General features: G+C 37.5%; 27 protein-coding genes. 20 read left to right on the top strand and 7 right to left on the bottom strand.

The features are described 5' to 3' along the window. From A194_RS0100310 to A194_RS0100285, 6 genes are all read left to right on the top strand, one after another. The gene (locus A194_RS0100310; RefSeq protein ID WP_017184888.1) at window positions 1-195 is read left to right on the top strand and encodes a hypothetical protein; all 195 of its coding nucleotides are present in this window, start codon (window positions 1-3) and stop codon (window positions 193-195) included. A gap of 137 nt (window positions 196-332) precedes the next feature. Further along, window positions 333-1,271, top strand: a complete 939-nt coding sequence (locus A194_RS16745) for a ComEC/Rec2 family competence protein (RefSeq protein WP_050980463.1) — start codon at window positions 333-335, stop codon at window positions 1,269-1,271. Then, complete coding sequence (locus tag A194_RS20600) at window positions 1,204-1,596, top strand: ComEA family DNA-binding protein (protein WP_237718724.1); 393 nt, start codon at window positions 1,204-1,206, stop codon at window positions 1,594-1,596. The genes A194_RS16745 and A194_RS20600 overlap by 68 nt, the downstream gene beginning before the upstream one ends. Further along, window positions 1,596-1,868 (top strand): DUF3006 domain-containing protein, encoded by a 273-nt coding sequence (locus tag A194_RS0100300; protein WP_017184887.1) that lies wholly within the window; start codon window positions 1,596-1,598, stop codon window positions 1,866-1,868. Before A194_RS20600 ends, A194_RS0100300 begins: the two co-directional genes overlap by 1 nt. 11 nt (window positions 1,869-1,879) lie before the next feature. Next, complete coding sequence (locus tag A194_RS0100295) at window positions 1,880-2,635, top strand: class I SAM-dependent methyltransferase (RefSeq protein WP_017184886.1); 756 nt, start codon at window positions 1,880-1,882, stop codon at window positions 2,633-2,635. A gap of 345 nt (window positions 2,636-2,980) precedes the next feature. Then, window positions 2,981-4,396 carry a DHA2 family efflux MFS transporter permease subunit gene (locus tag A194_RS0100285; protein ID WP_017184884.1) on the top strand — a complete coding sequence of 472 codons (1,416 nt, stop codon included), beginning with the start codon at window positions 2,981-2,983 and terminating at the stop codon, window positions 4,394-4,396. A 28-nt stretch (window positions 4,397-4,424) separates the two neighbouring features. On the opposite strand, the gene ptsP is transcribed toward A194_RS0100285, so the two are convergent. Beyond that, window positions 4,425-6,140 (bottom strand): phosphoenolpyruvate--protein phosphotransferase, encoded by a 1,716-nt coding sequence (ptsP, locus tag A194_RS0100280; RefSeq protein ID WP_017184883.1) that lies wholly within the window; start codon window positions 6,138-6,140, stop codon window positions 4,425-4,427. Between the two features lie 172 nt (window positions 6,141-6,312). Here ptsP and A194_RS0100275 point away from each other — a divergent pair, with 172 nt between their 5' ends. The 5 genes from A194_RS0100275 (at window position 6,313) to A194_RS0100255 (ending at window position 10,274) form a co-directional block, all read left to right on the top strand. Then, window positions 6,313-7,092: a DeoR/GlpR family DNA-binding transcription regulator gene (locus A194_RS0100275; protein WP_017184882.1), complete on the top strand. Its 780-nt coding sequence runs from the start codon at window positions 6,313-6,315 to the stop codon at window positions 7,090-7,092. Window positions 7,093-7,094: 2 nt separating this feature from the next. Next, the gene (pfkB, locus tag A194_RS0100270; RefSeq protein ID WP_017184881.1) at window positions 7,095-8,036 is read left to right on the top strand and encodes a 1-phosphofructokinase; all 942 of its coding nucleotides are present in this window, start codon (window positions 7,095-7,097) and stop codon (window positions 8,034-8,036) included. An 18-nt stretch (window positions 8,037-8,054) separates the two neighbouring features. Beyond that, on the top strand, window positions 8,055-9,449 hold the full coding sequence (locus A194_RS0100265; protein ID WP_017184880.1) for a PTS fructose transporter subunit IIC: 1,395 nt from the start codon (window positions 8,055-8,057) through the stop codon (window positions 9,447-9,449). A gap of 100 nt (window positions 9,450-9,549) precedes the next feature. Next, window positions 9,550-9,999 carry a PTS sugar transporter subunit IIA gene (locus A194_RS0100260; protein WP_017184879.1) on the top strand — a complete coding sequence of 150 codons (450 nt, stop codon included), beginning with the start codon at window positions 9,550-9,552 and terminating at the stop codon, window positions 9,997-9,999. An 11-nt stretch (window positions 10,000-10,010) separates the two neighbouring features. Continuing rightward, on the top strand, window positions 10,011-10,274 hold the full coding sequence (locus tag A194_RS0100255) for an HPr family phosphocarrier protein (protein ID WP_017184878.1): 264 nt from the start codon (window positions 10,011-10,013) through the stop codon (window positions 10,272-10,274). A 75-nt stretch (window positions 10,275-10,349) separates the two neighbouring features. On the opposite strand, the gene A194_RS0100250 is transcribed toward A194_RS0100255, so the two are convergent. From A194_RS0100250 to A194_RS0100235, 4 genes are all read right to left on the bottom strand, one after another. Next, a complete protein-coding gene (locus tag A194_RS0100250) occupies window positions 10,350-11,246 on the bottom strand; it encodes a manganese catalase family protein (RefSeq protein ID WP_017184877.1) in 897 nt (298 codons plus the stop codon). 64 nt (window positions 11,247-11,310) lie between these two features. After that, complete coding sequence (locus A194_RS0100245; RefSeq protein WP_017184876.1) at window positions 11,311-11,607, bottom strand: DUF2642 domain-containing protein; 297 nt, start codon at window positions 11,605-11,607, stop codon at window positions 11,311-11,313. 66 nt (window positions 11,608-11,673) lie between these two features. Beyond that, complete coding sequence (locus tag A194_RS21230; RefSeq protein ID WP_017184875.1) at window positions 11,674-11,982, bottom strand: TIGR04104 family putative zinc finger protein; 309 nt, start codon at window positions 11,980-11,982, stop codon at window positions 11,674-11,676. Between the two features lie 16 nt (window positions 11,983-11,998). Then, complete coding sequence (locus A194_RS0100235; RefSeq protein WP_017184874.1) at window positions 11,999-12,397, bottom strand: PH domain-containing protein; 399 nt, start codon at window positions 12,395-12,397, stop codon at window positions 11,999-12,001. A 131-nt stretch (window positions 12,398-12,528) separates the two neighbouring features. Between A194_RS0100235 and A194_RS16740 the strand changes: the two genes are divergently transcribed. The 6 genes from A194_RS16740 to A194_RS0100205 all read left to right on the top strand — a co-directional run bounded on the left by A194_RS16740 (window position 12,529) and on the right by A194_RS0100205 (window position 17,374). After that, window positions 12,529-12,894, top strand: a complete 366-nt coding sequence (locus tag A194_RS16740) for a hypothetical protein (RefSeq protein WP_017184873.1) — start codon at window positions 12,529-12,531, stop codon at window positions 12,892-12,894. Between the two features lie 141 nt (window positions 12,895-13,035). Then, a complete protein-coding gene (locus A194_RS0100225; RefSeq protein ID WP_017184872.1) occupies window positions 13,036-13,428 on the top strand; it encodes a hypothetical protein in 393 nt (130 codons plus the stop codon). An 11-nt stretch (window positions 13,429-13,439) separates the two neighbouring features. Continuing rightward, window positions 13,440-13,832 carry a DUF4181 domain-containing protein gene (locus A194_RS0100220; protein WP_017184871.1) on the top strand — a complete coding sequence of 131 codons (393 nt, stop codon included), beginning with the start codon at window positions 13,440-13,442 and terminating at the stop codon, window positions 13,830-13,832. Between the two features lie 12 nt (window positions 13,833-13,844). Continuing rightward, window positions 13,845-14,240 (top strand): DUF4181 domain-containing protein, encoded by a 396-nt coding sequence (locus tag A194_RS0100215; RefSeq protein WP_017184870.1) that lies wholly within the window; start codon window positions 13,845-13,847, stop codon window positions 14,238-14,240. Window positions 14,241-14,295: 55 nt separating this feature from the next. Then, window positions 14,296-14,586, top strand: a complete 291-nt coding sequence (locus A194_RS0100210; protein ID WP_017184869.1) for a hypothetical protein — start codon at window positions 14,296-14,298, stop codon at window positions 14,584-14,586. Between the two features lie 160 nt (window positions 14,587-14,746). Continuing rightward, window positions 14,747-17,374, top strand: a complete 2,628-nt coding sequence (locus A194_RS0100205; protein WP_017184868.1) for a thermonuclease family protein — start codon at window positions 14,747-14,749, stop codon at window positions 17,372-17,374. 29 nt (window positions 17,375-17,403) lie between these two features. Here A194_RS0100205 and A194_RS0100200 read toward each other — a convergent pair whose 3' ends face one another. Next, on the bottom strand, window positions 17,404-17,835 hold the full coding sequence (locus tag A194_RS0100200; protein ID WP_017184867.1) for a DUF5392 family protein: 432 nt from the start codon (window positions 17,833-17,835) through the stop codon (window positions 17,404-17,406). A gap of 14 nt (window positions 17,836-17,849) precedes the next feature. Next, complete coding sequence (locus A194_RS0100195; RefSeq protein WP_017184866.1) at window positions 17,850-18,530, bottom strand: zinc metallopeptidase; 681 nt, start codon at window positions 18,528-18,530, stop codon at window positions 17,850-17,852. 172 nt (window positions 18,531-18,702) lie between these two features. Between A194_RS0100195 and A194_RS0100190 the strand changes: the two genes are divergently transcribed. From A194_RS0100190 to A194_RS0100175, 3 genes are all read left to right on the top strand, one after another. Continuing rightward, a complete protein-coding gene (locus A194_RS0100190) occupies window positions 18,703-18,891 on the top strand; it encodes a hypothetical protein (RefSeq protein ID WP_017184865.1) in 189 nt (62 codons plus the stop codon). Between the two features lie 119 nt (window positions 18,892-19,010). Beyond that, a complete protein-coding gene (locus tag A194_RS0100185) occupies window positions 19,011-20,735 on the top strand; it encodes a DEAD/DEAH box helicase (RefSeq protein ID WP_017184864.1) in 1,725 nt (574 codons plus the stop codon). Window positions 20,736-20,912: 177 nt separating this feature from the next. Continuing rightward, window positions 20,913-23,066, top strand: a complete 2,154-nt coding sequence (locus A194_RS0100175; protein ID WP_017184862.1) for an ATP-dependent helicase — start codon at window positions 20,913-20,915, stop codon at window positions 23,064-23,066. Window positions 23,067-23,235 lie beyond the last annotated feature (169 nt).

Below are 23,235 nucleotides of genomic sequence, written 5' to 3'. Positions count from 1 at the left end.
ATGGGCTATATTGTCACAACAAAATCAGGAAAACCAAGAAACAAGTGGGCAGCTATAGCGTCTCTCATTCTAGGAATCTTAGCGGCAATTGGCTTACTAACTTTCTCGATCATGACGATTTTATTAAGTATCATTGGGACATTGATGGGGATTGTAGCTATTGGTTTAATTCGTAAAAATGGTAAATCAGTTTAGGTTTAGCGAGGGCAGGTCTAATATGTAGTTTAGTATCCTTAATTGTTACTGTTAGTTTTTTGACTTTCGTATTGATTACATAACATTATACTACTTTCCTCTCATTGCGGTGAAACCTTGATATTGGTGTAATAGAGGTGGAAAATGAAAGAGAGGAAGATGACATGAGGGGAATTTTTGGAGTAGCTTTTATATTGGCTGTACTAATCTTAGTAGCATGTGATGAACCAGTCGAGCCAACCGAAACGTCTAAAGAAGACACAGTCGTTGAGACAGAAGATGTTGAGCAGGATCGGGATGAAGAGAAAGCTGAGGAAAAGAAGCCTAGTATAGAGGAAGAGACGGAACAAACCACTAACATAGAGCAAGAAGTGCAAGGTGAGCTTGAAGTGTTTTATTTTGATGTTGGCCAAGCGGATTCAACCTTATTACGTTATGATTTTGAAGGCGAGACATATAAAATTTTAATTGATGCAGGAGATTGGCAAAGTAGTGATGTCACTCATTATTTAAAAGAATTAAATGTTGAAGCGATTGATTTAGTCATTGGGACTCATATTCATGCTGACCATATTGGACAAATGGATGAAGTAATAGAGAATTTCAATGTAGATGAAGTGTGGATGACAGGTAATGAAGGTTCGTCGGAAACATATGAACAAGCCATTACTGCCATTGAAACAAGTGACGTCAATTATCATGAACCGCGTGCTGGTGAAGAGTATGAAGTTGGTTCGCTAGAGGTGGAAGTTGTACACCCGGGTGTTCTAACAGGCAATTATAACGATGATTCTATTTCAACCCATATGACGTACGGTGATGTGTCGTTCTTATTTACAGGGGATGCAGAGGAACATGGAGAATCGGCCATGCTCGAAGGTGGATATGATTTATCTGCTGATGTTTTAAAGCTTGGACATCATGGGTCTAACTCCTCAACAAGCCACAACTTTTTAGAAGCTGTGGACCCACAAGTGGCAATCTATTCTGCTGGAGCAAACAATAGTTATGAACCATCCACACGAAGAAGTCGTAGAACGCGTTTTGAACCAAAGTATAGATTTGTATGGAACTGATGTCCATGGAACAATGACGGTTACGACAGATGGTGAATCTGTTGACGTTAATACGCAACATTCAGGTGAAGTTGAAGCTCAAGATCGAGAAGGAGAACAACAAGAAGATCTGTCGTCTAACTCTTCTTCTGGGTGTATTAACCTTAATACAGCTTCAAATGAAGAACTCCAGTCGATTGTTCATATTGGTCCTGACAGAGCAGCTGAAATTATTGATTTGCGCCCATTTGATGCGGTTTCGGAGTTGACTCAAGTTTATGGAATTGGCGATGGTCGCTTAGGTGATATTAAGTCTGAAGATGAAGCGTGTGTGGGAGGTTCATAATGGGACAAGTTCAAGGTGTTTTAGATGAAATTGTTGATGGTCAAACTGGCGTCATTTTGGTTGAAACGACTAAACAGACATTTCATTTACCGTTATCACAATTGCCAGAAGGAAGCCAAGAGGGTATGTGGTATGATATAAGAGTCGAAAGAGACCAAATTGTAGAACTAACATTTAATGAAGAGAAAACTAAACAACAAACAGGTGCTATTAGTAACCGACTAGACAGACTAAGAAAAAGCAGTATAGGTAGTAAGTTTAAAAAGAAATAGGGGTTGGAGCAATGTACGGGTTTTATAATAAGTTATCGACTGAAGTTTATGACCTTGATAAACCGATTGGCCATTCGTTTGGTGATATTGAGTATTACTCAGACCGATTAAAAGGTGTGGAAGGAAGAATACTAGAACCAGCAGTAGGAACAGGGAGAGTCATGATTCCTTTAATAGAATCTGGTTATCAAGTAGACGGGATGGACCTTTCAGCTGATATGCTTGAATTATGTAAAGACCATTGTGAAGCACGTGGGATTCCAACAAGGCTATTCCAAGGAAGTATGCACACGATGTCTATTGATGAGCAGTACGAAGCTATTATTTTACCGGCAGGATCTTTCTTATTAATTGAAAATCGTGAACAAGCGACGCAAGCTTTAAATAATTTCTATAAACATCTTAAACCAGGTGGGAAGTTAATCATTGATACCTTTTTAACGACTGATTTTGAACAAGGGCGTATTCAGACGAGTGAGTGGATGACGTTAGATGGGGATGTGATTACGTTGGATAGAAAGTTGGTTGAGGTTGATTTTGTAAAACAGTTTACGGTATCTCACCATAAATATGAAAAGTGGCATCGACAGCAGTTTGTTGAAGCGGAATTAGAACGATTTCCACTCAAATGGTATGGAGTTGAAGAGTTTAAATTCATGTTAAAAGAAGTGGGATTTGAAGATATTGTTATTAGTGCTGATTATCAGTACGGTGTTGAACCGACGAATTGTGAGCAAACAATGACGTATGAAGCATATAAGAGATAACTTTTTTCTTAGCTTGTCGTAATGATTATAATGTAATCAATCTGGTTTATGTTGGGGGCGATGTCTATGAAGGTGAAGGGGAAAACGATGGTTTGGATCTTAATTGGCATTGTAGTCGTAATGGCCTTTGTCATTTACTTCTTGTTTACTTTTATCCAAAATAGAGGCTTAATTGATTAGTCAAATGGCTTTGGTTAATATGATGTGATTAAGAAAACCGCTAGATTTAATCTAGTGGTTTATTTTATAATGAGCTTCTTAATAGTGTAGTTAAATCCTTCGCAAATCGAAGTTTTTCTGTTAATATTAAGTGTTAGTATAGTGTAATAAGAAAGAAGGAATAGGATGTCGATTGAAGACCAACAACAAAAGGAGAATATAAAACGTCTTCCACTTATGATTGTCCTTATATCAGGGGCTTTTGTTGCTATTTTGAATCAAACTTTGCTAGGCACAGCCTTGCCACATATAATGACAGACTTACAAATTGATGAATCTACCGCGCAGTGGCTTCAATCAATTTTTATGCTCGTTAATGGTGTTATGATACCAGTTACCGCCTTTTTAATAGGACGGTTTACGACAAGGGCTTTATTTTTAACAGCGATCGGCTCATTTACTGTCGGTACACTTGTCTGTGCAATTGCACCTAATTTTGAAATGCTTTTAGCCGGAAGAGTATTTCAAGCAGCAGGTGCAGGTATTATATTACCTTTAATGCAAACGATTATCTTTCTGATCTTCCCAATTGAAAAACGTGGTTCGATTATGGGTGTTTTCGGTTTAGTTATTTCATTTGCTCCAGCTATTGGACCAACTTTATCAGGATGGTTAGTTGAACAATTTGTATGGAGAAGTTTGTTTTGGGTTGTTTTACCGATTGCAATTATTGATATTATTGTTGCTTACTTTATTCTTAAAAATGTAACGAAGCGTGATTTCCCGAAGATTGATGTGTTATCCATTATATTATCAACACTTGGGTTTGGTGGTTTACTATATGGATTTAGTGTTGCAGGAAACGTTGGTTGGACACATCCAGAAGTATACTTGTCAATGGCATTAGGTGTTGTAACTCTATTGATCTTTATTAGCCGCCAGTTGAAACTTGAACAACCGATCTTAGAGTTTCGTATTTTTAAGTATAAAATCTTTACGATCTCTACAGCTATTGGGATGACAGCATTTTTCTCGATGATTGGTGGAGCTATTGTCCTTCCACTAATGATGCAAAATACGTTAGGGTTTACAGCAATTGAAGCCGGTCTTATGTTGCTTCCAGGTGCAATACTTATGGGAATTATGAACCCAATTACAGGTCGAATGTTCGATAAGTTTGGACCGAAGTGGTTACTTTATGTTGGATTAACACTAACAACTGTTACAACATTTATGTTCTCGGTGTTGACACCTGATACGTCATTTACTTATTTAGCAACTGTGAATGCTTTTAGAATGCTCGGGATCGCCATGGTATTAATGCCTGTTACGACAGCTGGTTTAAATGTCTTACCAGAAAAGTTAATATCACACGGTTCGGCGATGAATAATACGTTAAGACAAATGTCAGGTGCGATCAGTACAGCTTTAATGGTGACAGTAATGGTGACCTTAGCTGTTCCAGGTGAAGGTGTCCAAGGGGAGTTGCAAGGGGTTAACGCCTCGTTCTTTCTAGCTGGAATCTTCTCATTGTTAGGTTTAGTCTTAGCTTATTTTATGACGAGAATTAGTAAAAAAGAAAATCAAGAGTTAGTAAAATAAAAGTTGGGCGCATCTTTGCGCCCAACTTTTATTTAATGAAATGTTCTTTTATATATGATTCAACCTCGATGTTTGTTCTCTTATTTAAGATGTCTTCAATTGAACGACCAATCTCTTCATAATTTAAGTTTCTAATCTGATGGCGAGCTTCCAGAATAGTTGAGGCGCTCATGCTAAATTCATCTAATCCTAACCCTAATAAAATAGGAATTGCAACTTCGTCACCGGCCATTTCACCACACATACCAGTCCATTTGTTCTCTGCATGGGCAGCATCAATAACTTGCTTAATAAGGCGTAAAACCGCAGGGTGATATGGCTGGTATAAATGGCTTACGTTTTCGTTCATACGGTCAGCTGCTAAAGTATACTGGATTAAGTCATTTGTTCCAATACTAAAGAAATCGACTTCTTTAGCAAATTGATCAGCAAGAACGGCTGTTGATGGAATTTCGACCATGATTCCAACTTCAATATCGTCATTTACAGCCATTTCCTCAGCTAATAAGTTTGCCTTTTCTTCTAACAAAATCTTTTTGGCTTCACGAAATTCTTCAAGTGTTGCAACCATTGGGAACATAACTTTTAAGTTACCATAAACACTTGCCCGTAATAGAGCTCGAAGTTGTACACGGAATATATCATCGCGCTCTAAACATAAACGGATAGCACGGAATCCTAAAAATGGATTTAGTTCTTCTGGTAGATTTAAATAAGGCAAATCTTTATCCCCGCCCACATCTAATGTACGAATAACGACAGGCTTACCATCCAAAGTTGACAATACTTCTTTATAAGCTTCGAACTGTTCTTCCTCAGTTGGTAATCGATCACGGTCCATGTATAAGAATTCTGTTCGGAAAAGACCGACTCCTTCTGCATCATTTTCTAAAACTGTATTCAAATCTTTAGGTGATCCTATATTAGCAGCCAATTCAATTTGGTGACCGTCAGATGAAACAGATGGCTGGTTAATTAACTGTTTTAATTGTTCTTCTCGCTCTTGCTCTTTTTCCATCTTTCCTTTAAAGTATTTAATTTCTTCCTCGCTAGGTTCAACAATTACTGTTCCGTTTTGGCCATCTATGATAACAGTTGTCCCCGCTTTAATCGTTTCGGTTGCATTAGTTGTACCAACAACAGAAGGTATTCCCATAGAACGAGACATAATGGCAGAGTGGGAAGTTCGACCTCCAATATCTGTAATGATCCCTTTAGCGTAATTGCGGTTTAATTGGGCTGTATCAGAAGGGAGAAGATCATGGGCAATCAGAATGACTTCATCTGTGATATCGCTTGTTGTCACTAATGGTTCACCTAACAGATAGGAGATAACACGCTTTGAAACATCACGAATGTCAGCAGCGCGTTCTTTCATATACTCGTTATCCATACTTTCGAAGATCGTGATAAATTGATTAGCTGAGTCTTGTAAGGCTTTTTCAGCATTCATTTGCTCAAATTTAATTTTATCTTTAACAGTATTTAGTAGTTCAGGGTCTTGCAAAACGAGTAAGTGAGCACTAAATATTTTTGCATGTTCTTCGCCAATTTCTTTTTCTACATGACTTTTAATTTTTTCTAGGTCATTAACAGCTTGGTTAATTGATTTCTCGAAACGAACTAATTCGTCATCAATATTATTTACTTTATACTCTTTTACACTTAGATTAGGACTTTGTAGTACGAATGCTTTTCCGATTTGTATTCCCTTGGAAGCGCCAATACCTCTTAATTCAGTCATATTCATTCATCTCCTTATAATAAAAAAATCATAAACGTTCAATAATAATTATATAATTTCATTTAATAACTCTTTGACACCGCTTACACTATCTATTATAATCATAATCAATCACATTCAGTCAATAATAATCAAAAACAATCAAATGAAAATGAATAGGTGGTGCTTTGCCATGCTATATAGTGAAGAACGAAAAAATAAAATTCATGCATATATTGAGAAGCATAAGCGTGCATCAGTACAACATTTATGCGATGCATTTAATGTTTCAGAATCAACTATTCGAAGAGATTTAAGTGAATTAGAACAAGACCATTTGTTGAGACGCACGCACGGTGGTGCTATTGCAATTGAAAGCGTTAACTTTGAACCAACTGTCACTGAAAAAGCAGACCGCTTTCAAATGGAAAAACAATTAATTGCTACTCGTGCAGCAAGCTACATTCAAGAAGGCGATACAATATTAATTGACGCTGGGACAACAACATTACCTTTAATTCATGAAATTAAACATTTTTCTTCATTAACAGTTGTCACTAACTCTGTTGTTCATTCAGAACTATTAAAGGATTCTCCGCAGATCGAAGTGGTTGTTCCTGGTGGAAGGTTAAGGCATGAGACACAAGCATTAGTTGGACCGATTACAGATCAAACGTTAAGTCTTTTACATGTTGATAAAGCGTTCATCGGCACGAATGGTATAGATTTAAGTGACGGTTTAACGACACCAAACTTAATAGAAGCATCTACTAAACGTACGATGATTAGTCAATCATCAGAGGTGATTGTGTTGGCTGATCATAGTAAGTTTGAAAAAGTAACTTTTGCGAAATTTGGTGACATTGACGATATACATCGATTTATAACTGATGAACAAGTCGACCAAGCTTTCGTATCTGAGTTTCATCAACGAGGTGTCAAACTAGATATTGTATTACTTCAGGAGGATTGAGCATGACACAACCGCTAACGATGACACTTAACCCAGCAATTGATAAGACAATAACTTTGCCAAAGTTCGAATTAGGTGGCTTAAACCGTTTGACACACAAGCCAGTTATCGACCCTGGAGGTAAGGGTGTTAACGTAGCAAAAGTTCTTAACCAACTAAATACACCGGTAACGGCAACTGGTTATATAGCAGGTCAATCTGGGCAAAAGTTTGTCGAAGAATTAACAAGTTTAGGAATTAATACAGTTTTCCAGAATATTCAGGGAGATATTAGAACTAATTTAAAAATTGTTGATCAATCGACAGAACAAACGACTGAGATAAATGAACCAGGCTTTTCAGTTGAAGATAAAGATCTTCTAAAATTTAATCAAACATTTGATGAATTATTGAATGACACATCTTACCTAGTATTGGGAGGGAGTACCCCAAAAGGAATTGGCGATGATCAGTATAAACGCTATATTGAATTAGCCAAACAAAAAGGTGTTAAAACGATATTAGATGCAAGTGGAAGCGCGCTTAGGGAAGGTTTGAAAGCGAATCCATATGCAATCAAACCTAATATTCACGAACTAGAGGAACTTTATGACACAAGTTTTGAAACAAAAGACGATATCCTCAAAGCTTGCCATCAGCTAGTAGAGGGTGGTGTCCAATTAGTTATTGTTTCTCTAGGTGCGGATGGAGCTCTGTTTGTAGGTAGGGAAGAAAGCTATGAAGTGAATCCATTTAAGATAGAACCGAAAAGCACTGTTGGCGCAGGGGATTCGATGGTAGGTGCAATTGTATATGCACTTAATCATAATTTTTCATTAAAGCAATTATCAAAGTGGTCAACGACTGCAGGTACAATTACAGCATCAAAAGCAGGTACAAATGTCTGTACATTAGCTGAAATAGAAGAGTTAGTTGATCAGGTTCATGTTCAAGCTATTAAATAATTTGGGGAGGTTAGAAACATGAAGAAGTTATTAGCTGTAACGGCTTGTCCAACTGGTATTGCTCACACATTTATGGCTGCTGAGGCTCTTGATCAAGCAGCGAAAGCGAAAGATGTGAGTCTGAAAGTTGAAACAAGAGGAAGTGTCGGTGCTGAAAACGAATTAACAGAAGAAGAAATACGTGAAGCACATGCTATTATTTTAGCAGTTGATACGAATGTTGATGAAGATCGATTTCAAGGGAAAAACGTCATTCGTGTAGGGGTTAGTGAAGCGATTAAAGACCCGAGTGGCTTAATAGATCGCGCTTTAGAAATGGAAGAGAAGTCAGCAGATGAATATGTTGAACAAGTTCAAAACAAGAAAAAAGAAAAAGGTGCTGAGCGACAAGGATTTTATAAACATTTAATGAATGGTGTATCCTTTATGATTCCGCTTGTGGTAGCAGGGGGTCTATTAATTGCATTATCTTTCGTGTTTGGAATTGATGCCGCTGAAAATGAAGGGTCTCTTGCATATTATTTAATGGAAACTGGAGGAGCCGCTTTTAGTTTAATGGTTCCTATTCTAGCTGGTTACATTGCTTATTCCATAGCAGATAAACCAGGTTTGGCTCCAGGTTTAGTTGGTGGTATGCTCGCAGAACAAGTAGAAGCAGGATTTTTAGGTGGTATTATTGCAGGTTTCTTAGCAGGTTATGTGGCATTATTAATTAAGAAATATTTCAAAGTTCCAAGAAACCTAGAAGGCATTATGCCAGTACTCGTTATTCCTTTCTTTGCAACGTTAATTACTGGGTTGTTAATGTTTTATATAATTAATGATCCTGTTGCAGGCATTATGGGTGGCTTAGAAAATTGGCTTCAATCCATGACGGGTGCCAATGCCTTTATTTTAGGCCTAGTACTAGGTGGTATGATGGCGATTGATATGGGTGGTCCTGTAAATAAGACAGCTTATGCATTTGCTGTAGGTTTATTAGCAAGTGAAATTTATGGACCAATGGCAGCTGTTATGGCAGCAGGTATGACGCCACCACTTGGTTTATGGTTAGCAACAGTTATTGGTAAGAAGAGATTTACAAATGAGGAGCAACAAGCAGGTAAGGCAGCGAGTGTTCTTGGAATCTCCTTCATTACTGAAGGTGCGATTCCGTTTGCAGCTGCAGACCCATTACGTGTAATCCCATCATTAGTTGCTGGTTCAGCAGTTGCTGGTTCACTAGCTATGATATTTGAAGCAGCCTTACGCGTACCTCATGGCGGTGTGTTTGTGCTATTCATTCCAAACGCAGTAACAAATGTTTTACTTTATGCACTAGCGATTGCAATTGGTACAGTTGTTACAGCATTATTCGTTGTACTATTAAAGAGGAATTCACCTCAAGCAAAAGCAGCACAAGCTAACGAGTAAATAGCGGACAACCAATGTCACTTAACGGCACTGGTTGTTATGAACTTCTCATATTATGGGAAACGTATGGACAACATGAATTTATAAAGGAGTAATAGACATGCAACTATCAGAAATTCTAAAAAACGAACATGTATTATTAGATGTAAATGTAAATTCAAGAGAGGCTTGTATTGACGAACTATCAAAATTAATGGAGAATACGGGAGTAGTATCAGACTCAGCCGTTTATAAAGATGCAGTATTGAAGCGTGAGGAAGAAGGTTCAACGGGTATTGGTTTTGGTGTAGCAATTCCTCATGGTAAATCTTCAGGTGTTGAAGAAGCTGGACTCGCGTTTGCTCGTTTGTCCGATGAAATTGATTGGCAGTCACTTGATGGCAAGCCTGTTAAATCGGTATTCTTAATTGCAATTCCAGAAGAAAAAGCAGGTAATGAGCATCTGCAAATTTTATCTCAACTTTCGCGTAAATTAATGCACGAAGATTTTAGAAATAAACTATTACAAGCAACGTCAAGCGACGAGTTAATTGCTGCATTAGATGAGTAGGAGGCACTTTTATGAAACAAGTTGAAGTTCAAATTCAAAATGAAACTGGACTACATGCTCGTCCAGCACAACAGTTCGTTCAAGAAGCAAGTAAGTACAGCTCAGATATTAAAATCGTAACAGGTGATAAGGAAACAGAAGCGAAAAGTATTTTAGGTATCATGACACTTGGTGTTGAAAAAGGGACGACAATTGGAATTAAAGCAGAAGGTGATGATGAAGAAGAAGCAGTTAATGCTTTAGTGCAGCTAGTAGATAGCAATTTTGAAGGCTAATAGTGAAAGGGGGTGCATAAAATTGCACCCCCTTTCTACTACTTTTAGGGTAGTTTGTAAATAGACATTTTTATACTAAAGTCCAGCTTGTCGTTGCAGTCTTTTAGAGATTTCTTCAAAGTCTTCGCGAGAGATGCCAGGTGCGAACGTCTCTGGGGCTGGTGGATAATCTGGTACAGGTGCTCCTTCTGGGGCGCCTTGAATAACTTCAAGAGGCATGCCGGTTTCAGGGTCGTCACCTTTCCAGATTTGTCTAATTTCACCGTAATCTTTTTGGCTAAACGTATACAGCTTAGTTCCTTCACCAGCATCTTCCCATTTACGAGCATAATCAAATTGTCGATTGCTTAAATTAGGGACAGGAAGCATTTTAGTCATGTCAGTTCCTGTTAGAGCATAAAGGGCTTTAGCGTAAGCTTTAATATGAACGCCACCACGTACAAGTAGATACCCAATCATTTCACGCGCAATTGGACTACTCGTCATTTCATAGACGCGCATTTTATGTGTTCGCGCTCCAATTTCTAAAAAGTAGTTGTGCAACAAGTCTTCAACTAAATTACCGCTTTTAAATGTGTAGTCACCAGTCCACGGTGCCCCCATTGAGTCAAAAGGTTTTGCCATTTGATCTGTGTCGATAAAATGATATGATATTCGTTTATCAACACCATCTCTCATCGGTGTTTGATCTGGGTCTTCCGCGTAAGTAGCACCTTCTAACATTGAATTAATGGCGTGTGAAACTAACTCGACATGACCAAATTCTTCACCAGATATACTACAAATTAAGTCGTAAAAAGGCTTCAGTTTCTTTTGTTGTCTAAAACCGAATGACTGAAACATGTAGTTATTTAGTGTAGACATTTCTCCAAAGCGTCCACCAAGTAATTCTTGGACAGCGGCGGCTGCATTTGGATCAGGGTCATCTCTTTTAGGTAATTCAATGGCGATGCGATTAAACCGTTCAATCATGATGTTCCCTCCAACTGTTTGACGTCATTACTATGTGTATGACGTTGGAAGGTTGTATTATCCATTAAATGTGATCGGGTTCATAGTTTGTCGGCATGACCCATACAATTTCTTGCATACGAATAAAGTAGTAGTTACCGCTTACTTCCATTGTGATGTGATCTGGAGTTGCTTCAACTAATTTACCACGTTCGGCTCCTTGTGTTGTCTGAACAACAACATTTGAACCGTTAAGCCCTTGTAAGTTATAAAACATAAATGGCTCAATGATCGATAATGATAAAAGCCCAACTTCTTGCTCATCTTGGCGTGGCATTTGTGGATACCCATATTGCGTGTAATTTGGGTTGTTATAATACATAAAAAAAATCCCCCTTAAACATGTGCTGATTTAGTTTATGACAGCACACGCCTAAGGGTGATACATTTACCTACATAAAGGCTCTTCTTTATTCGATAACGTCAGGAGTTTAGGGGTTATGAGAATGTAAAAAATAAGTAACGGAGTGATCGTAAGAAAACCCACGAGAAATCCTACATTAAAAATAATATTCATTAAAGGGATAATGATGAGATATGCTGGAAGGGCCACCATTTGACTAACCCAATAGCTTCGCTGTGAAGAATACTGTTTTTCATTGCAGTGCTCGCAAGTCATTTTCCTTCTCAGTTTTAAAACTTGCTTTAGTGATTCTTTATAAGACCACGTTTCTCCACAATGTTGACAAACTGGCATAAAATCACCTCATATTTTATTCAAATTCAATATCTGGATTGATCGACATGAGTTGCTTAACAAATAGACTTTTATCAGCTGGGGAAATTCTAATTACTCGGTGGTCGTAACCATATGTGATTTCTAAACGGGTAACAGAAAGTGCAGGAGATAATTTCAGGCTGCGTACTAACCTGATTTGCTCAATGTCTAGAATGTCTATTTTCTTTGTGAATGGTCCAAACTTTATCATCAATTGGCCTTCATCTACCTTGTATCGGACTGTAAACCAAAACCAAATGATGGCGATTAAAAGAGTGACACCTATGATCATGAAGAATAAATCGGATTGAATAAACGAGTATGTAACGATAAAGCCTGTAATACCAAATAATAATATGGCTACCCAGACATCTTTTTTAGTTTGATAATTCATAGTAATTCCTCCTCCCGTATACAATTTTACAGTAATATGTAAGTTGTTTCACCTATTTTATACAGCGGGTTTGTTTTACAAAGGAATGCATTCATTATAATATAAGTGTGTAAATTATATGAGGTGATAATATGACATGTCATAAATGTGGAAATCAATTGTTTGTAAACGATCAATATTGTTCTAGGTGTGGTGAGCGCGTTAAGTCAAACGTAAGTCAACATGAAAGCACGGTTATAAATGATGAACCACAACCAAGTAAAGGAAAGAGTCCAATACTGGCATTAATTCTTTCAGCTTTAGTTGTTGGGTTAGGTCAATTATATGTTGGACAAGGTTTAAAAGGAATTGTTCTATTTGGTGTATGGGTATTGGCGACAATTGCTACAGCTGGTATGGCAATGTTTGTCATATGGATTATTAATTTAGTCGATGCTTACCAGATCGCAAACAAAGTCAATCAAGGTAAGCATGTTGAGGAGTGGGAATTTTTCTAACGAGACTCTACCAAAATGGTGGAGTTTTTTTGTTTTCGTTTCTTCTGTTTAATGACAATTTATGGTATTATTCTTGTAATAGTTTTAACAAGTGTAGTCGTTCAATCAAACGTTTGATTAATAGGAAAGGAGCAACAAGAAATGCTTGAATTAATCGTTATTATATTATCCTTTTTTATTTTGATGGTGTTGTTACAACGGACTGTTCGAAAGTTTATGGGGTTAGACACGAGTTGGCAAGCGATCTTTCAAGGAAGAGACCCGTATGTGAATGACCGACATCGTAAGTTAAACCAAATTTTCGTGCTCATTGGTATTACGCTACTTATTGGTCATTACATGTTATTTAATTTTGATAACTTAACCTATGTCATTTTAATTACGTTTGTTTTAATTTTTAGAGGGTTAGATATATTTATGTTTTGGAAGCACCGTCCTCAGGAGAAAGTTCATTGGATCATGTTAATTAATACAGTCGTCATATTAACTTTCTTTGGGGTTTTATTAGCTTTATCTAACTCTTTAGCAGTATAGGTGGTGCTGTTATGTATGCTGGAGAGATTGTGTTTTTAGTTATAGTTTTTATGCTCATCATATTCCTCATGCAATATGGTATGAGGAAGTTGTTAGGAGTTGATGCTAACACGAAGGCTATTTTTGAGAGTGATGGAAGAAACGTTAATAACATTCATCGTTATATAAATAAGTTACTGGCTTTAATATTAATTTCAGTTATTTTAGTTAACAATTTCTACATTTCAATGGAACATTGGGAATTAATTGTAGTTAGTGTAGTGGTTTTATTTAGAGTTGTAGATGTTGTGATGAATTGGATCGTTCAACCGGAAGAGAAGCTGCATTGGATTATGCTTATTAATTCATTTATGATTGTAGGGTCTGTCTATTTACTGATTGAACTGGTTAGTCGCGGGAGTTAGGGAGAGGATTACATGACGGAATTAGTGCCTTTATTTCTCTTATTATTAAACCTACTTGCAATAGCTTATATTGTTGAGAAGGTTATTCGTCATAATTTACATATTCCAAAGGAAAAGAAATCGTTTGATGAGCGTTTTTATAACTTTTTACATGGATTTCTAATAATTGCTGTACCGATGATTGGAACGATTGTAGTTACACTTTTTGCTGAGAGTTTAACAAATTTGTTGCTTTGGGTGATTGCTTTATATACGGGGATTTATGTCATCGAAGGCATTATGGAATGGGTTTATGCACGTGAGAAGCGAGAGTATGTCGTTATTTGGGCTGTATCAGCAACTATGCTTGCTTTAGTAATCGTTTTTTATTACACCGAATTCTTCGGAGTTGTGCCTGACCATGTTTAGTTTTGTTCTTATCACCTAGACTTACAGACTTTGTAATGTAAAGGAGTGAGTTTGCATGGAAGAACAAATTGAATGGAAGCAACCACGATGGTTTTGGTTTTCGGTCATTGGGTTAATTATCTTGAAGTATTTATTCACATTTAGCTTGGTATGGGTCGAACTAAGGCCTGGTGAGATCCTTCAATATGGTGTAACTTTTTCAGTTATGACGTTTGTTGTATATGCAAGTGTCGTTATGTATCTATTACCGAAAGAAGCCAGAAAAGATCTAAATACGTTTTTTTATCTCTTTATTCCTCTCATATTCTATTTACCTAACTGGGGGATAGTTGCAGAAATCTTGTAGTGCGCTTAATGTTAGGCGCACTTTTTATTTTGCATGACTTTTTCACCTAGACTTTTATACTGTTTTATCCTGTGGTGGAATAATTTACAGAAATTTAACACAAAAGTGACAATATTTTGTTTATAATAAAACTGATTTTGACAATATGGGAGGTTAAATAGTGCAAAGGTTAAAAAGTGTCTTACTAAGTCTGTTTTTTGTTGTTTTAGTTAGCAGTATGTTGGTAATACCAGTTAGTGCAGAAGACTTCGATGACTTAATCATCTCAGAGTATGTTGAAGGTAGTGGCTTTAATAAAGCATTAGAGCTTTATAATGGCACAGGTAATTCTATTAATCTAGAAGACTATACGTTAGTCAATTTCACAAATGGAGCGAGTCAAGAACCTGATGATGGCTTTGCTAGTCCGTTAGAACTTACAGGTGAGTTAGCGTCTGGAGAGACATTAGTTGTCGCTCATGCTAATGGGTCTGATGAGTTGTTAGAAAAAGCTGATGTGACTGGGTCATCTTATTTTTATGGATTTAATGGTAATGATGCTATTGTTTTATTTAAGAATTATGATGATTCGGTACGCGATGGTGAAGTCATTGACTCAATTGGACGAGTTGGTGAAGACCCTGGTCAGTACTGGGGTGATGAACAAACAAGAACAGCAAATCAAACGTTAGTGAGAGATTATGATGTAAAGGTTGGCGACCGTAACATTCATGATGAGTTCCACCCAGAAGATGAATGGATTCCATTCTTTGCAGATACATTTGAGCACTTAGGACAGCACGAACCAGTTGAACCTCCGGAGATTGAAGATGAGTATGTTGCAACAGTTGATCGTGTCGTAGATGGGGACACGATTCATATTACAAGTCCTGTTCTAGGAACGACGAATGTAAGGTATTTAAATATGGATACGGCTGAAACATATCATCAAGATTTTTATGATGAAGATTTAATTTTAGAAGACCCGAACCACTCACAAAAGTATCACGGAGATAAGGCAACAGAATACTTACAAGAGCTACTTCAACCTGGTGATGAAGTTATTCTGAAGTTAGGTGAAGAGCCATTAGATACTTATGGAAGACTATTAGCAGAAGTGATTCGTGCTGAGGATGATTTAAACACTGGCTTGGAATTGGTCAGGGAAGGTCATGCACCATCATACTTCATTTGGCCGGTCGGCGATGAGGAGACATATTTAGAGTATCAAGAAGCGGCTCGTCAAGCTGAAGAGGATAAGCTTGGTATTTGGTCAGAAGATGCACCTTTAATGGAGTTGCCTTTTGAGTTCCGTTCACGATATGATGACAGACCGCTACATCGTATGGTTGGTAATTCAAGTACGATGCAGTATTACTTGCCGAATGATTATGAAGAAGTCCCTCATTATGAACGTATTTTCTTCCCAGATGAAATGACCGCGTTAGCAGAAGGTTATGAGCCTGCGTTTGAACGTGATCCAGTTATTGCTGATGCTAGAGTGGCTGACCTTGGCACAAATGTCATGGTTGAGGGTACTGTCACGCATAAAGTTGAGGCGAGTGGCATGATTAACTATTATGTACAAGACCACACTGCTGCTATTGTAGTACGTAACGGCGATCTAGATGCTGAGGTTGGTGATGAAATACGTGCAGCTGGAACGACAGAAGAGTTTTATGGAATGTTACAAATTGTGGCTAGCAATGCTGAAGTGATTAATGAAGCGCAGGATGTTGTAGACCCACAAGTGATTAGTTCAAGAGATTTAGGAGAAGAGCTAGAAGCACAACTTGTCACATTAGAAGATGTAGAAGTTTTGTCAGTAGATCAGTACAACGATTACACAGTACGTGATGCGGGCGGTGAGTTTATAATCGACAATGACGCTGGTTTTCTTGAAGTTGGTGAAACTTACGATGCCATTACAGGTGTGATTGATTACAACTTTGGAGAGTACAAACTGATGCCAAGAAGTGAGGATGATCTGCAAGTTGAACTGCCAATGGTTTCACTTGAGGAAGTTCGGAATGCTGAGCTTGGCACGCGCGTTCATTTTACGGGTATTATTACAGCTGGTTTTTTTCAAGGTGGAATGTATAACTATTATGTACAGGATGAAACTGGCGGGATTGTGGTACGTGCAGAGGATTTCGGAGCTGAACTAGGTGATGAAATCCAAGTTAAAGCACGGACTGAGGAATACTTTGGGCTACTGCAAGTTATCCCAAGTGAAAGCAATGTTGAAGTCGTGAATTATGATGTCGGCCTTCCTGAACCGAAGCAAGTTGCATCGACAGAAATTGGTGAAGCGTTAGAAGGGCAACTAGTGACTGTAACGGATGTAACAGTAGAACAGGGCAATGAATTTGGTGACTATCCAGCTTCTGACGATTATGGTGAGTTTGTGATTGACGCTTTAGTTGGTGACATCGATACAACAGTTACTTACGAATCGATCACAGGTGTTGTGACTTATAACTTTGATGAGTATAAACTGATGCCAAGGTTTGAAGAAGACTTTGTCGTCCAAGAATCGTTGCTAGATGGGTACGTTGAAGGTGAGGACACATTGAGTGACGTCACTACTAACCTAGTTGAACGAGCAGATGAAGATTTAGAAGAAACGCTACTGTTACTAGAAGAAGAGTTGCATGAGTTGATTGAAACAAAAGGAAATACCGATCAACATATTGCTTCGGGCATGCAACATATAGAAAAGTCGTTAGACAAATATTTTGATCAAAGTAAACAAGTTGAATTAAATAAGATCGAAAATGAGTTGGACAAACTGTTTTCACGTCCATAAAAAACAGAGCAGGGGGTTATCCCTCTGTTCTATTTTTTAAGTCGCTCTTCATGCTTTAAAAACTCATGGAAAGTATGGAATAGTTGGTTAGGGTTGTAATCGATTATTTTTAAATAACGTTTTACAGCTTGCTCAGGAACGATTTCGCTTTTAGCAATTCGCTCCCTTATATAATTGATACTTGTTTGATGAAGCGACTTGTTGTGGTGTAGTGACTCTCTGAACAACGCCATTCCGAATGCGCCAATTAAAGCTAAAACGCCAATCGCTAATAAAACTTCACTAGAATATGGCATTGATGTTAACGCGAAGAATAAGTTAAAGATCGAAATGGCCATAAGTGGAAATGCAATAAATGAATAGATTAAACTTCGCCTCATAAAAGGTGAAATTTTTGACTGCATTTCATCGAATTCTTCTTTAACATAACTGGAAGCATCTTTTGGTGTAAATAGATTCATATGAGACACTCCTTTTACCGTCGACTTTTTGCAATTAAAATAAACTTAATTAACTGAAGTACCGCCATTAAAGTGCTGGCGACGTAAGTTAATGCTGCAGCGTTTAACACTTTACTTACACCGCGAACTTCATTGTTTGAAATCATACCAAATTTAACTAATTTATCTTTAGCCCGACTACTAGCGTTGTACTCAACTGGAAGAGTAACTAACTGGAAGAGCACTGCTAATGAAAACAGAACGATCCCTACAGTAATTAAATTGAACATGTCTAGAATAAAGCCACCAATTAATAATATTGGGGCTAATTGTGAACCGAAATTCGCTACGGGAAACACTTTATGTCGTACGACTAACATCGAATAATTAGTCGCATCTTGAATCGCGTGTCCCACTTCATGAGCAGCGACTGATAATGAAGAAATCGAATTCCCGTTATAGACAGGGTCTGATAATCGCACCACTTTCTTAGACGGGTCATAATGATCAGAAAGTGTTCCTTTTTTCGAGCGCTCAATCTTCACATTGTGTAAGCCTTCTTCGTCTAAAATCCTTCTAGCGACTTGTGCTCCACTTAAGCCAGCTGAAGCTTGCACTTTCGACCATTTTTCAAAATTACCTTTTACTTTCGACTGAGCCCACATTGCTAAACCAAGTGCTGCAAAAATTAATAGATCCATGGGGTGGAAAAACATTGAGTTTACGTCCTTTCATTATTAACCTTTACTTATATTTTATATGGCCATAGTGCGTTATACAATTTAGAAGCTCTAAAAACATTATGACAATTAAAGCGATTATTTAACCATTTTTTTGAAAAAATTATGTTAAGATTGGGCAAAAGGTTGGTGAAAGGGGGAGCTTTCCATGTGGTATATAATTGGGATCATTATGTTCATTACAATTTTTGTTTTAGTCATATCGATTAATTCCAAAGTTAACTACATGATGAAACACCTTGGCATACATGAGGAGTACCATAACTTAGAAGAGGAATCATTTGATGAAAAGATGGACCGAGAGTTAGGTGGAGGAAAAGGGGAAAACAATAAATAACAAAGTTAGTAGAAAATATCCCAAACATTGGAATGCTTCTGTTCGGTGATATTTTCTATTTGTTTTATAGCAATATATTATAGAATAAATAGAGAATGTTGTGGGAGAGGTTGATTATTATGTCTTCATATTTATCGAATAAAGAAATAGATCAGGCAGTTGATCTATTAATCAATACATATCAAGTACCGAATCGAATCATACAAGGTCTTTTAGGTAAAGAAAATATTAAAGAGATTAGTCGTCATTATAAGACGTTTAAAGGTGGAACGCTTTCTACAGAAGAGCTGGCAAGAATGGTTGTCATTGAAAAAGGTGCTGAGTTGTTCAAAGGAAGTGGTCAAGCCGTCAGACAACTTCGCGAGTATTTATTAAGGCGGTTAGCAGAGCAAGACTTGATTGCACTCTATGAACGAAATCCGAGAAGCGGTAAGAAGATTACATCACCATCTTATATGTACAAAGCGCTAGCTGAGAAACGTTGGAGTGATGGTCGCGTTTGGCCGCGCGATTTTGTTTCAACTCTTGGCTTTCCACTCGTATTCTCTGGCGTTAAAATGCCTAAAACAACAAATCAATCAGCTGTAATGGATGTTGAAGCGAGAAAAACAGTGCCACCGTTAGTTGATTTTCAGGAACAGTTAAAGGACGACATGCTCGATGTGTTGGAGTTGAATGGTGATCAAACGCGTTGTATCGTTACATTACCAACAGGTGGTGGTAAGACACGTGTAGCGGTTGAAAGTTTTATAGAATGGATGCATGTTCACTTTTCTGAACAGAAATATATGGTATGGATCGCTCAAAGTGCAGAACTTTGTGAACAAGCCATCTCTTGTATTGCTGATATGTGGCAAGAAAAGGATTACCCAGAAACGTTACGAGTTTATCGATACTTTAATGGTGGTGAAGTGGGTGTAGAAGATCTAACAGGTGGGGCAGTTGTAGCTAGCATTCAACAAATTGTTTCGCGCCTGAAGGCTGAAGATCCAGTTATAACAGAAATCTTACAAAACTGCGGTGCTATGATTATTGATGAGGCTCACCATGCTGCAGCGCCTAGCTATAAATTGTTAATTAATAAAGCCCGTGAACTTTGTGGTGAAGACTTGTTCCCTGTATGTGGCCTAACCGCAACACCAGGGCGTAGTTTTGGTGAGACAGAACAACTAGTTGGCGAGTTCGAAGCGCATTTAATTAAGCCACAACTACCTGATTTTAAAGAATACGAAGAAAATCCAATTCGCTACTTTAGAGATGAAGGTTTTTTGGCAACTCCAATCCACATTATCCATGAATCAGGCAAAGATTATGAAGTCGATGAAGATGACGTTAATGAAGACCAAGATTTAACGAAAGAGTTCCTCAAGGAATTAGCCGCTGATGAAGGTCGTAATGAAATGATTATTGAGCGGTTATTAGACATTCCAAAAGGAAAACCAGCCCTTGTATATGCTTGTACAGTCGAGCATGCGGAATTTTTATCATCGGTTATGAACGCATTAGGTCGAAAAGCAGCTTCGATTTCATCGCAAACGTCAAAAGGATTAAGACGAATTTATATTGATGCCTTTAAAAAGGGCGAACTCGACTATTTATTCAATTATGGCGTCTTAACGACGGGGTTTGACGCGCCGAACACAGAGTACATCGTTATGACACGTCCAACGACAAGTGATATTTTGTATGAACAAATTATTGGTCGTGGATTGCGCGGACCTAAGTTTGGTGGGACAGAACAATGTACGATTATAGATTTTGCCGATAACTTAATGCGTCTCGGTAAGCCACTAGCCTATACACGATTTGAACATTTTTGGGGAGCGCAAAAGGTGGAGAGTTGACTCGCGGAGTTTTATCAGCACTCATGGAATTTTATCAGCGTTCGCTATATTTTATCGGCGCTCACGAAAATTTATCAGCGTTCGCTATATTTTATCAGCGCTCACAAGATTTTATCAGCGAACGCCATCATAATCATGCTAGAATAATAGAAGAGTTGATTTAGAAGGAGATCTACCATGAGTCTACATCCATTTTTACATAAAAAGCAGCACGAACTTGGGATTACTTTGAATGAAGTCCAGCAAAAAGCCGTTCTAACAACAGAAGGGCCTCTACTTCTATTAGCTTCGCCTGGTTCAGGTAAGACGACTACAATTATTATGCGAATAGGTTATTTAATAGAAGAAAAAGGTATTAGGCCTGAACGGATTAAAGCTGTAACCTTTAGCCGTGCGTCAGCAGTTGATATGAAGGAGCGTTACCAAACCTTTTTCCCGAACTTAGAAGTAGTAGATTTTTCAACAATTCATAGTTTGGCTTTTCAAGTCGTGCGTGAATATTTACGTAAACAATGCGTTACATATGAGTTGATTGAAGGAGAAGTTGACCGGCCACAGTATCATAAAAGAATGGTGCTTCGTGACCTATACAGTCAGCTAAATGAAGAGTCTATTACAGATGATCAGTTAGAGGAGTTATCAACTTATATTAGTCTAGTGAAAAATAAACTACTGCCAGAAGACCAGTGGCATGTGGTTGAATGTGATGTGACGAATGCTTACGAGATTTTGAGACAATACGAATCGTTCAAACAACAGACGCCTTCTCATTTGTTAGTAGACTATGATGATATGTTAACAATTGCTCATGAAGCTTTCGAAAATGACAATAATCTACTATTAAAGTATCAAAACCAATTTGACTATATTCTCACAGACGAGAGTCAAGATACGTCGATGGTTCAGCATGCGATCATCGAAAAGTTAGTTAACAACCATCAAAACTTATGTGTTGTAGCTGATGATGACCAGTCGATTTATACGTGGCGTGCTGCTGAGCCAAAGTATTTATTAGATTTTCAAAAAGTATATCCAAATGCACAAATATTAAAGATGGAACAAAATTACCGTTCCTCACAAGAAATTGTACAAACAGCGAACCAGTTTATTAAACAGAATAAAAACCGTTATGACAAAAACATGTTTACAGAAAACGCGTCACATGAACAGATCCAGTTAAATTCATTTCATTCAGATCGCAAGCAAATTGAGTACGTCATAGAGGAATTAAAAGAGGCTAAAGGATATCAAGACATTGCGTTGTTGTACCGTAATAATAGCTCATCAATTGTTCTCGCTGATGCATTAAGTGAAGCGGGAATTCCATTTTATATGAAAGATTCAGATCATCGTTTCTTCAAGCATTGGGTTGTACAAGATATATTAAATTTTATGCGTTTAACATATGACCAGACTCGAATTGACATTTTTGAGCGGATATTCTCGAAATTTCATGGCTATCTGTCGAAAAATCAAGTTGAACAAGCGAGAAGAAGGGAGACAAACCAGTCTGTTTTTGAAAAGTTACTCTCCTATGGTCAGTTAAAGGACTTTCAATTTAAAAAGTTCAAACATTATCAGTTAGTTTACCAAAAGATGCATGAGTACTCGCCGAAAGAAGTCATTCGTCAAATTCGAAAAGAACTTGGCTATGAGAGAGTCATTAAAGATATGTGTAAACGTTTAGGGTTTAATGAAGAGGGGCTAATGGAGACGTTAAACTTACTTGAAGTCATTGCTGAGAAGGCTGATGATATGATTGGTTTTGCGAAACGTCTTCAGCATTTAGAGACGTTAATGAAACAATCAAAGTTTAATAAACATCAAGATGCAGTTACTTTGTCGACGTTTCATAGTGCGAAGGGGCTTGAGTTTCCAACTGTATTCATGGTCGATTTAGTTCAAGGTGTCATTCCTGCCCGGTCTGACATTGAAGCTTACAAAGAAGGTGATGTAGAACCAATGGAGGAAGCTGTACGTCTCTTTTATGTAGGCATGACTAGGGCTGAGACAAGGTTAGAATTATTAACTTATGAGAGAAAATTCAATGCTAAAGTTCAACCATCTAAGCTGTACTTAGATGTTAATCGTATAGTTAATCCACTTGAACAAAAGCCAAAGCCTGAAGTGAAAAAGAAGCGGCATAATCCTAATGCCATCCAATCAGAAGAAGAGGTTTCAATTGGGCTAAAAGTAAAACACCGAGTGTTTGGTCAAGGAGTTATTGTTGACTGGTTAAGTGACTCAATTATGATCCAATTTGAAAGTGACTTAAAAGAGCTAGTCTTAAGTACTTGCTTATATCATGGATTACTAGAAGAAGTTAATTAAAATAGAGCAACAAGTAAGATTCTGTACCCCAAAAGTTAGAGTAAAAATCTAGTTTTTGGGGTTCAATAATCCTAAATACTTTTTCTTTTTTATATGATTAAATGTTTCGAACGTGTTTGATGCCTTTAGAGGATAAATTATCCTAAATATAATTCAATTATTATGTGTT

Source organism: Alkalibacillus haloalkaliphilus C5 (assembly GCF_000269905.1).
GTDB classification, from domain to species: Bacteria; Bacillota; Bacilli; order Bacillales; family Alkalibacillaceae; genus Alkalibacillus; species Alkalibacillus haloalkaliphilus_A.
The sequence above is the reverse complement of the archived record's forward strand: the minus strand, read 5'-3'. Positions and strand labels throughout refer to the sequence as shown.

Excerpts from the sequence above, each read along its gene's own strand:
- A194_RS0100265 (WP_017184880.1), top strand. The coding sequence starts at position 8,055 with ATGAAGAAGTTATTAGCTGTAACGGCTTGTCCAACTGGTATTGCTCAC.
- A194_RS0100255 (WP_017184878.1), top strand. The coding sequence starts at position 10,011 with ATGAAACAAGTTGAAGTTCAAATTCAAAATGAAACTGGACTACATGCT.
- A194_RS0100300 (WP_017184887.1), top strand. The coding sequence starts at position 1,596 with ATGGGACAAGTTCAAGGTGTTTTAGATGAAATTGTTGATGGTCAAACT.
- A194_RS0100200 (WP_017184867.1), bottom strand. The coding sequence starts at position 17,835 with ATGAATCTATTTACACCAAAAGATGCTTCCAGTTATGTTAAAGAAGAA.
- A194_RS0100195 (WP_017184866.1), bottom strand. The coding sequence starts at position 18,530 with ATGTTTTTCCACCCCATGGATCTATTAATTTTTGCAGCACTTGGTTTA.
- A194_RS0100190 (WP_017184865.1), top strand. The coding sequence starts at position 18,703 with ATGTGGTATATAATTGGGATCATTATGTTCATTACAATTTTTGTTTTA.
- A194_RS0100245 (WP_017184876.1), bottom strand. The coding sequence starts at position 11,607 with ATGTATTATAACAACCCAAATTACACGCAATATGGGTATCCACAAATG.
- A194_RS0100285 (WP_017184884.1), top strand. The coding sequence starts at position 2,981 with ATGTCGATTGAAGACCAACAACAAAAGGAGAATATAAAACGTCTTCCA.
- A194_RS0100275 (WP_017184882.1), top strand. The coding sequence starts at position 6,313 with ATGCTATATAGTGAAGAACGAAAAAATAAAATTCATGCATATATTGAG.
- A194_RS0100210 (WP_017184869.1), top strand. The coding sequence starts at position 14,296 with ATGGAAGAACAAATTGAATGGAAGCAACCACGATGGTTTTGGTTTTCG.
- A194_RS21230 (WP_017184875.1), bottom strand. The coding sequence starts at position 11,982 with ATGCCAGTTTGTCAACATTGTGGAGAAACGTGGTCTTATAAAGAATCA.
- A194_RS0100310 (WP_017184888.1), top strand. The coding sequence starts at position 1 with ATGGGCTATATTGTCACAACAAAATCAGGAAAACCAAGAAACAAGTGG.
- A194_RS0100250 (WP_017184877.1), bottom strand. The coding sequence starts at position 11,246 with ATGATTGAACGGTTTAATCGCATCGCCATTGAATTACCTAAAAGAGAT.
- A194_RS16740 (WP_017184873.1), top strand. The coding sequence starts at position 12,529 with ATGACATGTCATAAATGTGGAAATCAATTGTTTGTAAACGATCAATAT.
- pfkB (WP_017184881.1), top strand. The coding sequence starts at position 7,095 with ATGACACAACCGCTAACGATGACACTTAACCCAGCAATTGATAAGACA.
- A194_RS0100185 (WP_017184864.1), top strand. The coding sequence starts at position 19,011 with ATGTCTTCATATTTATCGAATAAAGAAATAGATCAGGCAGTTGATCTA.
- A194_RS0100260 (WP_017184879.1), top strand. The coding sequence starts at position 9,550 with ATGCAACTATCAGAAATTCTAAAAAACGAACATGTATTATTAGATGTA.
- A194_RS20600 (WP_237718724.1), top strand. The coding sequence starts at position 1,204 with ATGAACCATCCACACGAAGAAGTCGTAGAACGCGTTTTGAACCAAAGT.
- A194_RS0100215 (WP_017184870.1), top strand. The coding sequence starts at position 13,845 with ATGACGGAATTAGTGCCTTTATTTCTCTTATTATTAAACCTACTTGCA.
- A194_RS0100295 (WP_017184886.1), top strand. The coding sequence starts at position 1,880 with ATGTACGGGTTTTATAATAAGTTATCGACTGAAGTTTATGACCTTGAT.
- A194_RS0100220 (WP_017184871.1), top strand. The coding sequence starts at position 13,440 with ATGTATGCTGGAGAGATTGTGTTTTTAGTTATAGTTTTTATGCTCATC.
- A194_RS0100175 (WP_017184862.1), top strand. The coding sequence starts at position 20,913 with ATGAGTCTACATCCATTTTTACATAAAAAGCAGCACGAACTTGGGATT.
- A194_RS0100225 (WP_017184872.1), top strand. The coding sequence starts at position 13,036 with ATGCTTGAATTAATCGTTATTATATTATCCTTTTTTATTTTGATGGTG.
- ptsP (WP_017184883.1), bottom strand. The coding sequence starts at position 6,140 with ATGACTGAATTAAGAGGTATTGGCGCTTCCAAGGGAATACAAATCGGA.
- A194_RS0100235 (WP_017184874.1), bottom strand. The coding sequence starts at position 12,397 with ATGAATTATCAAACTAAAAAAGATGTCTGGGTAGCCATATTATTATTT.